Below are 14,606 nucleotides of genomic sequence, written 5' to 3'. Positions count from 1 at the left end.
ATGTTAAGGGTCTACCACTCAAATCGTCTGGATGTGCTGGAAGCACTGATGGAGTTTATCGTTGAGCGCGAGCGGCTTGACGATCCTTTTGAGCCTGAAATGGTGCTGGTGCAGAGCACCGGTATGGCACAGTGGCTGCAAATGTCGCTTTCCCGCAAGTTTGGTATTGCCGCGAATATTGATTTTCCGCTGCCGGCGAGCTTCATCTGGGAGATGTTTGTCCGCGTGTTGCCGGATATCCCGGAGCAGAGCGCGTTCAACAAGCAGGCCATGAGCTGGAAGCTGATGGCGCTGCTGCCGGAAATGCTGCAGCACGATGAATTTGCCATGCTGCGTCACTACCTCAATGACGATACCGACAAGCGCAAGCTGTTCCAGCTGGCGTCGCGCACCGCCGATCTCTACGACCAATACCTTGTTTATCGCTCTGACTGGTTAATTCGTTGGGAAGCGGGCGAGTTGGTTGAAGGCCTGCCGGAGGCGCAAATATGGCAGGCCCCGCTGTGGAAAGCCCTGGTAGAGCATACGGAGAAACTGGGCCAGCCTAAGTGGCACCGTGCCAATCTCTACGATCGGTTTATCTCGATACTTGAAAATGCGTCGGAGCGCCCGGCCCGACTGCCGTCACGCGTATTTATCTGCGGAATATCCGCATTACCCCCTGTCTATCTGAAAGCGTTGAATGCGCTGGGTAAACATATTGATATCCATATTTTGTTTACCAACCCTTGCCGACAGTACTGGGGGGATATCCTCGACGAACGCTGGCTGGCACGGCTGGTGACCCGCCAACGAAAACGCCTTTTTGAAGAACGATCCATCCCGCTGTTTAAAGACGGCTCGACGGCCGGGCAGCTTTTCGATGAAGACGGTATTCAGAACCTGCCCAATCCGCTGCTTGCCTCATGGGGAAAGCTGGGGCGTGACTACATTCACATGCTTTCAGACATCACTTCCTCAGGGGAAGGTGACGTGGATGCCTTTGTTGAGATCGCCCCGGACAGCCTGCTGCATAATATCCAGTTAGATATTCTGGATCTGGAAAACCGTGCCGTCATGGGTGTGACGGCGAACGAGTTCGAACGCAGCGACAATAAGCGAAAACTGGATCCTGACGATCGCAGCATCACGATCCACGTTTGCCACAGCCCGCAGCGTGAGGTCGAAGTGCTTCACGACCAGCTGCTGGCGATGCTGCAGGAAGATCCCGACCTGACGCCACGCGATATCGTAGTGATGGTGGCGGATATCGACAGCTACAGTCCCTTTATTCAGGCCGTCTTTGGCAGCGCGACGGGCGAGCGATACCTGCCTTACGCGATATCTGACCGTCGTGCCCGCCAGTCGCATCCGGTATTGCAGGCGTTTATCACTCTCCTGTCACTGCCGGATAGCCGGTTTATCTCCGAAGATGTCCTGGCGTTGCTGGATGTTCCCGTGCTGGCCGCACGCTTCAACATCAATGAAGAGGGGCTGCGTTACCTTCGTCAGTGGGTTAACGAGTCTGGCGTACGCTGGGGGATCGATGACGATAACGTTCAGGAATTCGAGCTTCCCCCTACCGGGCAGCACACCTGGCGATTTGGCCTGACGCGTATGCTGTTGGGCTATGCCATGGAAAGCAGCCAGGGCGAGTGGAATGAGGTGCTGCCTTACGATGAGTCCAGCGGGTTAATTGCTGAACTGGTGGGGCATTTAGCATCGCTATTAATGCAGCTTAACCGCTGGCGATATGCGCTGTTGCAGCCGCGTCCACTTGAAGAATGGCTCCCTGTCTGCAGGGCGCTACTCAATGATTTCTTCCTGCCGGACAATGACACCGAAGCGGCGATGGCGCTCATTGAAACCCAGTGGCAGGCTATCATCGACGAAGGCGTGAATTCCTACTACCACGAGGCCATCCCGCTGTCGCTATTGCGGGATGAGCTGACGCAGCGGCTTGACCAGGAGCGAATCAGCCAGCGTTTCCTGGCGGGTCCTGTCAATATCTGTACTCTGATGCCCATGCGTTCTATCCCGTTCAGGGTGGTCTGCCTGCTTGGCATGAACGACGGTGTGTATCCGCGCGCGCTGCCGCCGCTGGGGTTCGATTTGATGAGCGCAAACCCAAAACGGGGCGATCGTAGCCGCCGTGATGATGACCGCTATCTCTTCCTGGAAGCGCTCATTTCCGCGCAGAGTAAGCTCTATATCAGCTATATCGGTCGTTCCATTCAGGACAACAGCGAGCGTTTCCCCTCCGTACTGGTGCAGGAGCTGGTGGACTATATCGGCCAGAGCCACTACCTGCCGGGAGATGAGGAGCGCAACTGTGATGAGAGCGAGCAGAGGGTGAAAGCCCATATCACCTGTTTCCACAGCCGCATGCCGTTTGACCCGGTGAACTATATTGCCAGCGAGCGCCAGAGCTACGCCCTTGAGTGGTTGCCGGCGGCGAAAAAGGAAGGGAATGCGCATACCGATTTCATTCAGGAACTTGCCCCGCGCCCTATCGACACTCTGACCTTCGAGCAGCTTCAGCGGTTTTGGGCGCATCCGGTGCGCGCCTTTTTCCAGCAACGACTGCAGGTCAACTTCCGCTCTGAAGAGAGCGAAATTCCTGAGGCAGAGCCGTTTACGCTGGAAGGTCTGGAGCGCTATCAGTTAAATCTGCAGCTGCTGAACGCGCTGGTTGAAGAGGAAGATGCCGACAAACTTTACCGCCGCTACCGTGCTGCAGGTCAGCTGCCCTACGGAGCGTTTGGGGAGATCGTCTGGGAGGCGCAGTGTCAGGAGATGACCGCCCTGGCAGAGCGCGTACGAGCGTGCCGACAGCCAGGGAAAAGTATTGAAATCGATCTCAACTGCAACGGGGTACAGCTCACGGGCTGGTTAACCCAGGTTCAGCCGGATGGGCTGCTGCGCTGGCGACCCTCTATGCTCAGCGTTTCCCAGGGTTTGCAACTCTGGCTCGAACATCTTGTCTACAGTGCGGGTGGGTATAAAGGCGAAAGCCGGATTTTCGTGCGCAAAGAGGGCGAGTGGCGCTTCCCGCCGATGGAAGCCGAGCAGGCGTTAGGGTATCTCTCTTTGTACATTGAGGGCTACCGACAGGGAATGAACAAACCGCTCCTGTTACTGCCGGAAAGTGGCGGCGCCTGGATAAAAGCCTGTTATGACGCGCAGAATGATGCGATGTTAACGGATGAGGCTTCGCTGCAGAAAGCACGCAGCAAATTTATGCAGGCCTACGAAGGAAACATGATGGTGCGGGGCGAAGGGGATGATGTCTGGTATCAGCGTTTGTGGCGAACGCTCGAGCCAGAATACCTGGAGGCTATCACGGAAGAGGCGCAGCGCTACCTGCTGCCGTTGTTTAAATTTAATCAGTCCTGAGCGCTGTATAAAAATTGCGCAGATAAGGGTGTTCATTTATGATGCATTTCTTATCACGGACTGATGTACCCAAAGAAAGAGATGTTGGCGTGTCCAGCACGCAGTTTGTTAATGATGTAGCCGTGATAAAGAGGTCGTAATGCCAGGCAGCACCTTGTTTAAAGCGTTTGTTTTGTTTATTGCCCTTTGGGCGCCCGTCACTCACGCAGACTCCGGTTGGCAACCCGTTCAGGAAACTATCCGTAAGAGCGAAAAAGATACCCGTCAATATCAGGCTATTCGCCTTGATAACGGGATGACCGTGCTGCTGGTTTCCGACCCGCAGGCGGTGAAATCCCTGTCGGCATTAGTGGTGCCGGTTGGGTCGCTGGAAGATCCTGACGCTCATCCTGGTCTTGCGCACTATCTGGAACATATGACGCTGATGGGGTCAAAAAAATACCCGCAGCCAGATAGCCTGTCCGAATTTCTGAAGATGCATGGCGGCAGCCACAATGCCAGTACGGCACCGTACCGCACCGCCTTTTATCTCGAAGTTGAAAATGATGCGCTGGAAGGGGCGGTCGATCGCCTCGCTGATTCCATCGCCGCGCCGTTGCTGGATAAAAAATACGCCGAGCGTGAACGCAACGCGGTGAATGCCGAGTTGACCATGGCCCGCACCCGAGACGGTATGCGCATGGCGCAGGTCAGTGCCGAAACCATCAACCCTGCGCACCCGGGCTCGCGCTTCTCCGGCGGTAACCTGGAAACCTTGAGCGACAAACCGAACAGCCCGGTGCTGGATGCCCTGCACGCGTTTCGCGATAAATACTACTCCGCCAACCTGATGAAGGCGGTCATCTACAGCAATAAACCGTTGCCAGAGCTGGCAGCCATGGCGGCCAAAACCTTTGGCCGGGTGCCGAATAAAAATATCGACCTGCCGCAAATCACCGTTCCGGTGGTCACGGATGCGCAAAAAGGTATCGTGATCCACTACGTTCCTGCTATGCCGCGTAAAGTGCTGCGCGTGGAATTCCGCATTGATAACAATACGGCGCAGTTTCGCAGTAAAACCGATGAGCTGGTCACCTACCTGATTGGTAACCGTAGCCCGGGTACGCTGTCTGACTGGCTGCAAAAGCAGGGGCTGGCGGAAGGCATTCGCGCCGACTCCGATCCGGTTGTGAACGGCAATAGCGGCGTGCTGGCGATCTCCGCGACCCTGACCGACAAAGGACAGGCCAACCGCGATGAAGTCGTGGCTGCTATCTTTAGCTACCTCGCTTTACTGCGCGAAAAAGGCGTCGATAAGCGCTATTTTGATGAACTCGCGCACGTGCTGGATCTTGATTTCCGCTACCCGTCCATCACCCGCGACATGGACTATGTGGAGTGGCTGGCGGATACCATGATCCGCGTGCCGGTGGAACATACTCTCGACGCGGTGAATATTGCCGACCGGTACGATGCCGGGGCGGTAAAAGCTCGCCTGGCGATGATGACGCCGGAGAATGCCCGCATCTGGTACATCAGTCCGAACGAACCGCATAACAAGACGGCGTATTTTGTCGATGCCCCTTATCAGGTGGATAAAATCAGCGCTCAGACCTTCGCCGACTGGCAGAAAAAGGCCGGGGAGATTGCGTTGAAGCTGCCGGAGCTGAACCCCTATATTCCGGATGACTTCTCGCTGATCAAAACAACGAAAGATTACCCGCACCCGGAACTCATCATTGATGAGCCAACGCTGCGCGTCGTGTATACCCCAAGCCGCTATTTCGCCAGTGAGCCTAAAGCCGATGTCAGCGTGGTGCTGCGTAACCCGAAAGCCATGAACAGCGCCAAAAATCAGGTGATGTTCGCGCTCAATGACTATCTCGCCGGTATCGCGCTCGATCAGCTCAGCAACCAGGCCGCCGTGGGCGGGATCAGCTTCTCCACCAACGCCAATAACGGTTTGATGCTTAATGCAAACGGCTATACCCAGCGCTTGCCTCAGCTGTTCCAGGCCCTGCTGGAGGGCTACTTCAGCTACACGCCGACGGAAGAGCAGCTTGAGCAGGCTAAATCCTGGTATGCCCAGATGATGGATTCTGCCGAGAAGGGCAAGGCTTACGATCTGGCGCTTATGCCGGCGCAAATGCTGTCACAGGTTCCTTATTTCCAGCGTGAGGATCGCCGCGCGCTGCTGCCTTCCATCTCCTTAAAAGACGTGCTCGCGTACCGCGATGCGCTGAAAAGCAACACGCGTCCGGAGTTCCTGATCGTCGGCAACATGAGTGAGGAGCAGGCCAAAACCCTGGCGGAGAATGTTCGCACTCAGCTCGGCTCTAAAGGCGACGAGTGGTGCCGCAACCAGGACGTGCTGGTTGAGAAAAAACAGAATGTGATTTTTGAAAAGGCGGGCAACAGCACGGATTCCGCGCTGGCCGCGGTCTTTGTGCCAACGGGCTATGATGAATTCGCCAGTTCAGCGCAGAGCGCCGTGCTGGGACAGATTATTCAGCCTTGGTTCTATAACCAGTTACGCACAGAGGAGCAGCTTGGCTACGCGGTGTTTGCCTTCTCCATGAACGTCGGTCGTCAGTGGGGGCTGGGTTTCCTGCTGCAAAGCAGCGATAAACAACCGGCGTATCTCTGGCAGCGTTACCAGGCCTTCTTCCCGCAGGTGGAAGCAAAACTGCGCGCCATGAAGCCGGAAGAGTTTGCCCAGATCCAGCAGGCCGTTATCGCGCAGGTGATGCAGCCGCCGCAGACGCTGGGTGAAGAAGCCTCGCAGCTGAGCAAAGATTTCGATCGCGGTAATCTGAAATTTGATTCGCGTGATAAAGTAGTGGCCGAGATAAAACAGCTGACGCCGCAGAAGGTTGCCGACTTCTTCCATCAGGCGGCCATTAAGCCGCAGGGTATCACCATCCTGTCTCAGGTTTCCGGTAGCCAGTACGGGAAAACGGAGTACGTAAACCCGAAAGGCTGGAAAGTCTGGAAGAGCGTCAGCGCGCTGCAGCAATCTATGCCCTGGAGTAAGAAAGAATGACCGATACCGCTGAGTCCCTTGATCCCTTACGTTTACCTCTGCAGGGTGAACGATTGATTGAAGCCTCAGCGGGAACGGGAAAAACCTTCACCATTGCCGCCCTCTATCTGCGCCTGCTGTTAGGTCTTGGCGGCAACGCTGCTTTTCCACGTCCTTTGAGCGTGGAAGAGCTGCTGGTGGTCACCTTCACCGAGGCCGCTACCGCGGAGCTGCGGGGCCGTATTCGTACCAATATCCACGAGCTGCGCATTGCCTGTCTGCGTCAGAGCACGGATAACCCCCTCTACGCCAGCCTTCTGGAAGAGATTGCCGATAAGCAACAGGCCGCCCAGTGGCTGCTGCTCGCTGAACGGCAGATGGATGAAGCGTCCGTCTTTACCATTCACGGTTTTTGCCAGCGCATGCTGAGCCTGAATGCGTTCGAGTCCGGTATGCTGTTCGAACAGCAGCTCATTGAAGATGAGTCCGTGCTTCGCTATCAGGCCTGCGCGGATTTCTGGCGTCGCCACTGCTACCCCTTACAGCGTGATATTGCCGAAGCGGTACATGCACTCTGGAAAGGCCCGGAAGCGCTGCTGCGCGCGATCGATCGTTATCTGCAGGGGGAAGCGCCGGTCATCAAATCCCCACCGCCGGCAGATGAAACCCTGGCCTCGCGGCATGAAAAAATCATCGCGAAAATTGCGGATATCAAGCAAAAATGGATGGAGTCAGTCGGCGAGATTGACGCCATTATCGAAAATTCCGGGATTGACCGTCGCAAGTTCAACCGCGGCAATCAGGGAAAATGGATCGATAAGATCAGCGCCTGGGCGCAGGAAGAGACGCGGAGCTATCAGCTCCCGGACGCGCTGGAGAAATTCTCCCAACGTTTCCTGGCTGAGCGGACCAAAGCCGACGGCATTGTGCCTGAGCATCCCCTGTTTGTGGCGATCGAAACCCTGCTGGCGGAGCCCCTCACGCTCAACGATCTGATGATCACCCGCGCCATGACCGAAATTCGTGAAGCCGTGGCGCGCGAGAAACGCCGCCGGGGTGAACTGGGTTTCGACGATATGCTGAGCCGCCTGGATGCGGCGCTGTGCAGTGAGAATGGCGAAGCGCTTGCCGCCGCGATTCGCACCCGCTTCCCGGTCGCGATGATTGATGAATTTCAGGACACCGACCCTCAGCAGTACCGCATTTTCCGCCGTATCTGGCGCCAGCAGCCCGACACCGCGCTGCTGTTAATCGGCGATCCGAAACAGGCCATCTACGCCTTCCGCGGCGCGGATATTTTCACCTATATGAAAGCTCGCAGCGAGGTTGACGCGCATTACACGCTCGATACTAACTGGCGCTCCTCTCCCGGCATGGTGGAAAGCGTCAACGCGCTGTTTAGCCGTATGGATACGGCGTTTATGTTCCGGGAGATCCCGTTTCAGCCGGTAAAATTTGCCCCGAAAAATGCCTCGTTGCGCTTCGAGTTTAACGGCGTGACGCAGCCTGCCATGAACTTCTGGCTGCTGGAGGGGGAAGGCTGCGGCGTTGCCGACTATCAAAATGCCATGGCCCAGCACTGTGCCGCGCAAATCCGTGACTGGCTCAGTGCCGGGGCGCGGGGCGAGGCGCTGCTGTGGAAGGGGGATAACCCCACCCCGGTAAAGGCATCGGATATTACGGTTCTGGTGCGCAGCCGTCAGGAGGCCGCATTCATCCGCGACGCCCTGACGTTACTGAATATCCCCTCCGTCTACCTCTCGAACCGTGACAGCGTCTTTGAAACGCTTGAGGCGCAGGAGATGTTATGGCTGCTGCAGGCCGTGCTGGCCCCGGAGCGAGAAAGCACGCTGCGCAGCGCATTAGCCAGCGCGATGCTCGGACTGAACGCGCGCGATATTGATACCCTCAACAATGACGAAGCCGCGTGGGATGCTGTGGTGGAGGAATTTGTCCACTACCGGGAAAGATGGCAGAAGCGCGGCGTGATGGCGATGGTGCGCGAGCTCATGGCTCAGCGCCACATTGCGGAGAATATGCTGGCTACCGCAGGTGGCGAGCGGCGTTTGACCGATATTTTACACATCAGCGAACTCTTGCAGGAAGCGGGTACGCAGCTGGAGAGCGAGCACGCCCTGGTGCGCTGGCTGGCGCAGCAGATTGCCGATCCGAACAGCAATTCCTCCAGCCAGCAGATGCGCCTCGAGAGTGATAAACATCTGGTGCAGATCGTCACCATCCACAAGTCGAAAGGCCTGGAATATCCGCTGGTCTGGCTGCCGTTTATCGCCAATTACCGTGTGCAGGATCAGGCTTTTTACCACGATCGCGAGTCTTTTGAGGCGGTGCTCGATCTCAGCAACGCGGAGTCCAGCGTTGAGCTGGCAGAGGCCGAACGTCTGGCGGAAGATTTACGCCTGCTCTACGTGGCGCTAACCCGCTCGGTCTGGCACTGCAGCCTGGGCGTTGCGCCGCTGTTCCGGCGTCGGGGCGAAAAGAGCGGGGAGAGCGATTTTCATCTGAGCGCGCTGGGGCGGCTTATTCAGCAGGGTGAACCCAAAGACGCGGCGGGCCTGCGCCAGTGCATCGAATCCCTTTGTTCTGAGCATGTTGCCCTGCATATTCCTTCGCTGCCCGACAACAGCCGCTGGCACATGCCGGAGCCGCACGAGTCAGATCTCCATGCCCGTCGGGTGGTACGCACGATTGCCGACGACTGGCGCGTGACCAGCTACTCCGGCTTACAACAGCACGGGCAGAGTATTGCGCAGGATCTGATGCCAAAACTGGACGTGGATGCCGCAGGCGCCGGTAGCGTACCCGTTGAGCCGGTGCTGACGCCGCACCAGTTCCCGCGCGGCGCCTCGCCGGGCACGTTTTTGCACAGCCTGTTTGAAGAACTGGATTTTACCCAGCCGGTTTCCGAAGAGTGGGTGCTAAAGATGTTACAGAGCGGTGGTTACGACGCGCAATGGCAGCCGGTTCTCACCGACTGGATCCGCGCGGTTCTGCATGCTCCGCTCACCGCGCAGGGGATCTCGCTTAGACAGTTGACCGCCAAAGATAAGCAGGTGGAGATGGAGTTTTACCTCCCCATCGCCAGCCCGCTCAGGGCCGAGGCGCTTGATGCGTTGATCCGCGAGTACGATCCGTTATCCGCCGGATGCCCGCCGCTGAACTTCCGCCAGGTGCAGGGGATGCTAAAAGGCTTTATCGACCTCGTTTTCCGCCACGACGGGCGCTACTACCTGCTGGATTACAAATCGAACTGGCTGGGCGAAGACAGCACAGCCTATACCCAACAGGCGATGGCGTCGGCTATGCAAATGCATCGCTACGATCTGCAGTACCAGCTTTATACCCTGGCGCTGCACCGTTACCTGCGCCATCGTATTGCCGATTACCGTTACGACGCGCATTTTGGCGGCGTGATTTACCTGTTCTTGCGCGGCGTGGATGCCAACGACCCGCGTTCCGGCGTCTTTAGCACGCGTCCGGCTGTGGAACTGATTGAAAAAATGGATAACCTGTTTGCTGCAGGCACGGAGGAGGTGGCATGACGATGCAGGCGCTACTGCTGGACGCGGTTGAACAACGATTACTGCGCCACCTGGACGTGCAGTTTGCCATGATGGTGGCAGGCGAGGAGCCTGCCGTCATGCTTGCCGCCGCCATTCTGAGCAAAGACGCGGGGGAGGGGCACGTATGTCTGCCGCTGTCGCGTCTGGCGGTGGATGAGAAAATGCCTCCGGCTTTACAGGCGTGTTTCGCGCTGCTGGGTGACGCCGTGGACTGGCAGGCGATATTACGCCGTTCGCCTGCCGTGAGCGGAGCCGATACCGGGACGCCAATGATTCTGGTCGGCGAGCGTTTGTATCTTAACCGGCTGTGGCGTAACGAACTGACGGTGGCGCGCTTCTTCAGCGAGACCAACGCGCCGCTTCCCTGCGATGAAACGCGGCTCCGGCAAACGCTGGATGCGCTGTTTACCTCTGACGACGCGACAGACTGGCAAAAAGTGGCGGCTGCAGTGGCCTTAACGCGTCGGATCTCGGTGATTTCTGGCGGTCCGGGCACCGGGAAAACGACCACCGTGGCAAAACTGCTTGCCGCGCTGATTCAGTTATCGGGCGAGCAAAAGTGCCGTATTCGCCTGGCGGCCCCCACCGGTAAAGCGGCGGCGCGTCTGACGGAGTCGTTAGGCGGCGCGCTGCAAAAGCTGCCGCTTACCCGGGAGCAGCTTGCGCTTTTCCCCAACGAAGCCAGCACGCTACACCGTTTGCTTGGCGCTCAGCCGGGTAGCCAGCGTCTGCGCTATCATGCCGGTAATCCGCTGCACCTTGACGTGCTGGTGGTGGATGAAGCGTCGATGATTGACCTGACGATGATGTCGCGTTTGATTGATGCGCTACCGCCGCACGCGCGCGTCATTTTTCTCGGCGATCGTGACCAGCTTGCCTCCGTGGAGGCGGGGGCCGTACTGGGCGATATCTGCAACTATGCCAGCCTGGGGTATACCGCTGAACGCGCCCAGGAGCTCGCCCGTCTCACCGGATGTACGCTCACCTCTGAAAGCCACTCGCTTGCGGGCGCGCTGCGCGACAGCCTGTGTCTGCTGCAGAAAAGCTACCGTTTCGGCAGCGATTCCGGTATCGGCCAGCTTGCGGCGGCCGTAAACCGGGGAGACAGGCACGCCACCTCCGCGGTGTTTGCCGGAACCTTTACGGATATTGAGAAAAAATCGCTGGAAAGCGGGGAGGCGTATCAGGCGATGCTGTATGATGCCCTGCAGGGGTATCAGCACTTTCTGACGGGGGTACAACAGCAGCGTCCGCCGGAGCAGGTCATTGCCGCATTTGGTGAATATCAGCTGCTCTGTGCACTGAGGGAAGGTCCCTTTGGTGTCCGGGGTCTTAACGACAGGCTGGAACAGTTGCTGGCGCAAAAACGCAAAATTAACCGTACCCCGCACTCGCGCTGGTATGAAGGGCGACCGGTGATGATCTCCCGTAACGACAGCGCGCTGGGGTTGTTTAACGGGGATATCGGGATTGCGCTCGACTGCGGCCAGGGCCTGCGCGTCTGGTTCCAGATGCCGGACGGCAGCGTGAAGTCTTTCCAGCCCAGCCGTTTGCCCGAGCATGAAACCGCCTGGGCGATGACGGTGCATAAATCCCAGGGCTCCGAGTTTAACCACGCGGCGCTGGTCCTGCCCACGCAGCTTTCCCCCGTCATTACCCGCGAGCTGATCTATACCGCCATTACGCGCGCGCGTCAGCGCCTGTCGCTGTATACCGATGAACGCGTGCTGGTGCAGGCGATTGCCACCCGCACGGAACGCCGAAGCGGGCTGGGCGCGATATTTGAGTCCCTCTGAACGAACGCCCTCGCCGGACGGTGAGGGCGTCGTATCATCCCAGGTCCGCCATCAGCACTTTTGAACGGCGCTGATAGTTGTACATCTCTTTCTTCGTTTCCGGCAGGGAATCAATATCCACCGGCGTGAAGCCGCGCTCCTGGAACCAGTGAATACTGCGCGTCGTCAGGACGAACAGCTTGCTCAGCCCCATCTGGCGCGCCTGTGCCGCCACGCGCTCAAGCAGCATTTCACCGCGTGAAGAGCTGCGGTAATCAGGATGCACCGCCACGCAGGCCATTTCACCGATCTTCTCTTCCGGGAACGGATAGAGCGCGGCGCAGGCGATGGTCAGGTTATCGCGCTGAATAATGGTGAATTTGTCGATCTCCATCTCCAGCTGCTCGCGTGAACGACGCACCAGAATACCCTGCTGTTCCAGCGGGCGGATCAGTTCCAGAATACCGCCGATATCGTTGATGGTGGCGCGGCGTATCTGCTCCGCGCTCTCCATGACAATCTGCGTACCAATACCGTCGCGGGAGAACAACTCCTGCAGCAGGGCGCCATCTTCCTGATAGCTGATCAGGTGGCTACGGCGCACGCCGCTGCGGCAGGCCTTCACGGCACCACGCAGGAAGCGGACGGTGCCGGAGTAGTAATCGCCTTCGGCTTCCAGCGCCTCCACGCGGGCCTGGGCTTCATTCGGGAAGAGTTCCGGCACGATCGTTCCTTCATCGTTCACGACCCCCTGGGAGGAGCAGAACCCAATCATTTTTTCCGCCTTCAGCTTGATCGCCAGCTGCGTGGCGATCTCTTCTGAGGTGAGGTTAAAGCTTTCGCCGGTCACCGAAACGGCGACCGGGCCCATCAGGACTATGGCTCCGCTGTCCAGCTGGCGGTGTATGGCTTCTTCATCAATACGACGAATGCGGCCGCTGTGGCAGTAATCCACGCCATCGTCCACGCCGAGCGGCTGGGCAATGATGAAGTTGCCGCTCACGACGTTGATATGCGCGCCCTGCAGCGGCGTGTTGTTCAGGCTCATGGACAGGCGAGCGGTAATATCCAGCTGCAGCAGACCTGCCGCCTGCTTCACCAGCTCAAGGGTTTTGGCATCCGTGACGCGGGTATGTTTGTGGTAAATCGGCTCGTGGTGGTGAGCGGCCAGGTTGGCGTCGATCTGCGGGCGGGCGCCATAGACCACCACCAGGCGGATCCCCAGGCTGTGCAGCAGGCCAATGTCATTGACGATGCTGGAAAAATTTTCATGCTCAATGGCTTCGCCGCCAAGCATGATGACAAACGTTTTTCCCCGATGGGCGTTGATATAGGGAACAGAATGGCGGAATCCCTGGACCAGTTCGGTTCTACGTTCCTTCACCATGGCACAACCCTTAATGAATGTTTATTCGCAATTTATGTATTTTTATTCGATTGTGGTCGCGTGTGCAAGCGCAAATTTTCCGCGACCCACAGAAAATGATAAGTAATCCGTGCGTTAGCGTATGATTGTTTACCCTTTTATAGATGACAGTTTATGCGTCATTCGTTAAAGTTTTCGGTCAATCTGGACATTTTGTATATCAGTCAGTGTTCTTGCTCGGGAGAAGCATGTCGGGATCCAATTCAGCAATAAGCCGCCGCCGTTTGTTAAAAGGGGCCGGGGCAATGTGGTTGCTTAGCGTCAGTCAGGTCGGTCTTGCCGCCACCAGTCAGGTCGTGGCGGTGCGCGTCTGGCCATCGTCGACCTATACGCGCGTGACGGTCGAATCCAATCGCGTGCTGAAATATAAGCAATTTGCCCTCAGCAACCCGGAACGTGTGGTGGTGGATCTCGAAGGCGTTAATCTCAACTCCGTGCTGAAAGGGATGGCGGCGCAGATCCGCGGCGACGATCCGTTTATTAAATCGGCGCGCGTCGGGCAGTTCGATCCGCAAACCGTGCGCATGGTGTTTGAACTGAAGCAGAACGTGAAGCCGCAGCTGTTTGCCCTGGCGCCTGTCGCGACGTTCAAAGAGCGCCTGGTGATGGATCTCTACCCGGCCAATGCGACGGATATTCAGGATCCGCTTCTCGCTCTGCTGGAGGACTACAACAAGGGCGATCTGCAGCGTCAGGTTCCGCCGGCGCAAAGCGGTCCGCAGCCGGGGAAAGCAGGGCGCGATCGTCCGATTGTGATCATGCTCGATCCAGGCCATGGCGGCGAAGACTCCGGTGCGGTGGGGAAATACCGCACGCGTGAAAAAGACGTGGTCCTGCAAATTGCCCGTCGTCTGAAGGCGCTGATTGATAAAGAAGGCAACATGCGCGCCTATATGACGCGCAATGAAGACGTCTTTATTCCGCTGAAGGTCCGGGTGGCGAAAGCGCAGAAGCAGCGCGCAGATTTGTTCGTCTCGATCCATGCGGATGCGTTTACCAGCCGTCAGCCAAGCGGCTCGTCGGTGTTTGCGCTCTCAACCAAAGGCGCGACCAGTACCGCTGCGCGATACCTGGCGGACACCCAGAACGCCTCGGACCTGATCGGTGGCGTGAGCAAAAGCGGCGATCGCTACGTTGACCACACCATGTTCGATATGGTGCAGTCGTTGACCATTAACGACAGCCTGAAGTTTGGTAAAGCGGTGCTGGGCAAGCTGGGCAACATCAATAAGCTGCATAAGAACAGCGTTGAACAGGCCGGATTTGCGGTACTCAAGGCGCCGGACATTCCGTCCATCCTGGTTGAAACCGCCTTTATCAGTAACGTGGAAGAGGAGCGTAAGCTCAAGACGGCAAAATTCCAGCAGGAAGTGGCGGAGTCGATTCTGGCAGGGATTCGTGCGTATTTCTCTGACGGGGCGACGCTGGCGCGGCGCGGGTAGATCTTT

The 14,606-nt window shown here is 57.6% G+C and carries 6 protein-coding genes; 5 read left to right on the top strand and 1 reads right to left on the bottom strand.

What is annotated here, in order from left to right:
• The 4 genes from recC to recD all read left to right on the top strand — a co-directional run bounded on the left by recC (nucleotide 1) and on the right by recD (nucleotide 11,753).
• Nucleotides 1-3,375, top strand: coding sequence for an exodeoxyribonuclease V subunit gamma (recC, locus tag V1572_RS20860; protein WP_063622383.1), 3,375 nt, complete (start codon nucleotides 1-3; stop codon nucleotides 3,373-3,375).
• A 139-nt stretch (nucleotides 3,376-3,514) separates the two neighbouring features.
• Complete coding sequence (gene ptrA, locus V1572_RS20855) at nucleotides 3,515-6,397, top strand: pitrilysin (protein ID WP_395299555.1); 2,883 nt, start codon at nucleotides 3,515-3,517, stop codon at nucleotides 6,395-6,397.
• Nucleotides 6,394-9,936 (top strand): exodeoxyribonuclease V subunit beta, encoded by a 3,543-nt coding sequence (gene recB / locus V1572_RS20850; RefSeq protein ID WP_252077773.1) that lies wholly within the window; start codon nucleotides 6,394-6,396, stop codon nucleotides 9,934-9,936. The genes ptrA and recB overlap by 4 nt, the downstream gene beginning before the upstream one ends.
• Nucleotides 9,933-11,753, top strand: a complete 1,821-nt coding sequence (recD, locus tag V1572_RS20845; protein WP_395299554.1) for an exodeoxyribonuclease V subunit alpha — start codon at nucleotides 9,933-9,935, stop codon at nucleotides 11,751-11,753. The genes recB and recD overlap by 4 nt, the downstream gene beginning before the upstream one ends.
• 34 nt (nucleotides 11,754-11,787) lie before the next feature.
• On the opposite strand, the gene argA is transcribed toward recD, so the two are convergent.
• Nucleotides 11,788-13,119, bottom strand: coding sequence for an amino-acid N-acetyltransferase (argA, locus tag V1572_RS20840; protein ID WP_023294467.1), 1,332 nt, complete (start codon nucleotides 13,117-13,119; stop codon nucleotides 11,788-11,790).
• Nucleotides 13,120-13,346: 227 nt separating this feature from the next.
• Here argA and amiC point away from each other — a divergent pair, with 227 nt between their 5' ends.
• Entirely contained in the window at nucleotides 13,347-14,600 is a 1,254-nt protein-coding gene (gene amiC, locus V1572_RS20835; protein ID WP_021242006.1) for an N-acetylmuramoyl-L-alanine amidase AmiC, read from the top strand.
• Nucleotides 14,601-14,606 lie beyond the last annotated feature (6 nt).

Source organism: Enterobacter quasiroggenkampii, assembly GCF_043972695.1.
GTDB classification, from domain to species: Bacteria; Pseudomonadota; Gammaproteobacteria; order Enterobacterales; family Enterobacteriaceae; genus Enterobacter; species Enterobacter quasiroggenkampii.
Note: the sequence above shows the minus strand (reverse complement) of the source record. Positions and strands in the feature narration are given on the sequence as shown.

Coding starts and splice junctions, on each gene's coding strand:
- amiC (WP_021242006.1), top strand. CDS start 13,347: ATGTCGGGATCCAATTCAGCAATAAGCCGCCGCCGTTTGTTAAAAGGG.
- recD (WP_395299554.1), top strand. CDS start 9,933: ATGACGATGCAGGCGCTACTGCTGGACGCGGTTGAACAACGATTACTG.
- ptrA (WP_395299555.1), top strand. CDS start 3,515: ATGCCAGGCAGCACCTTGTTTAAAGCGTTTGTTTTGTTTATTGCCCTT.
- argA (WP_023294467.1), bottom strand. CDS start 13,119: ATGGTGAAGGAACGTAGAACCGAACTGGTCCAGGGATTCCGCCATTCT.
- recB (WP_252077773.1), top strand. CDS start 6,394: ATGACCGATACCGCTGAGTCCCTTGATCCCTTACGTTTACCTCTGCAG.
- recC (WP_063622383.1), top strand. CDS start 1: ATGTTAAGGGTCTACCACTCAAATCGTCTGGATGTGCTGGAAGCACTG.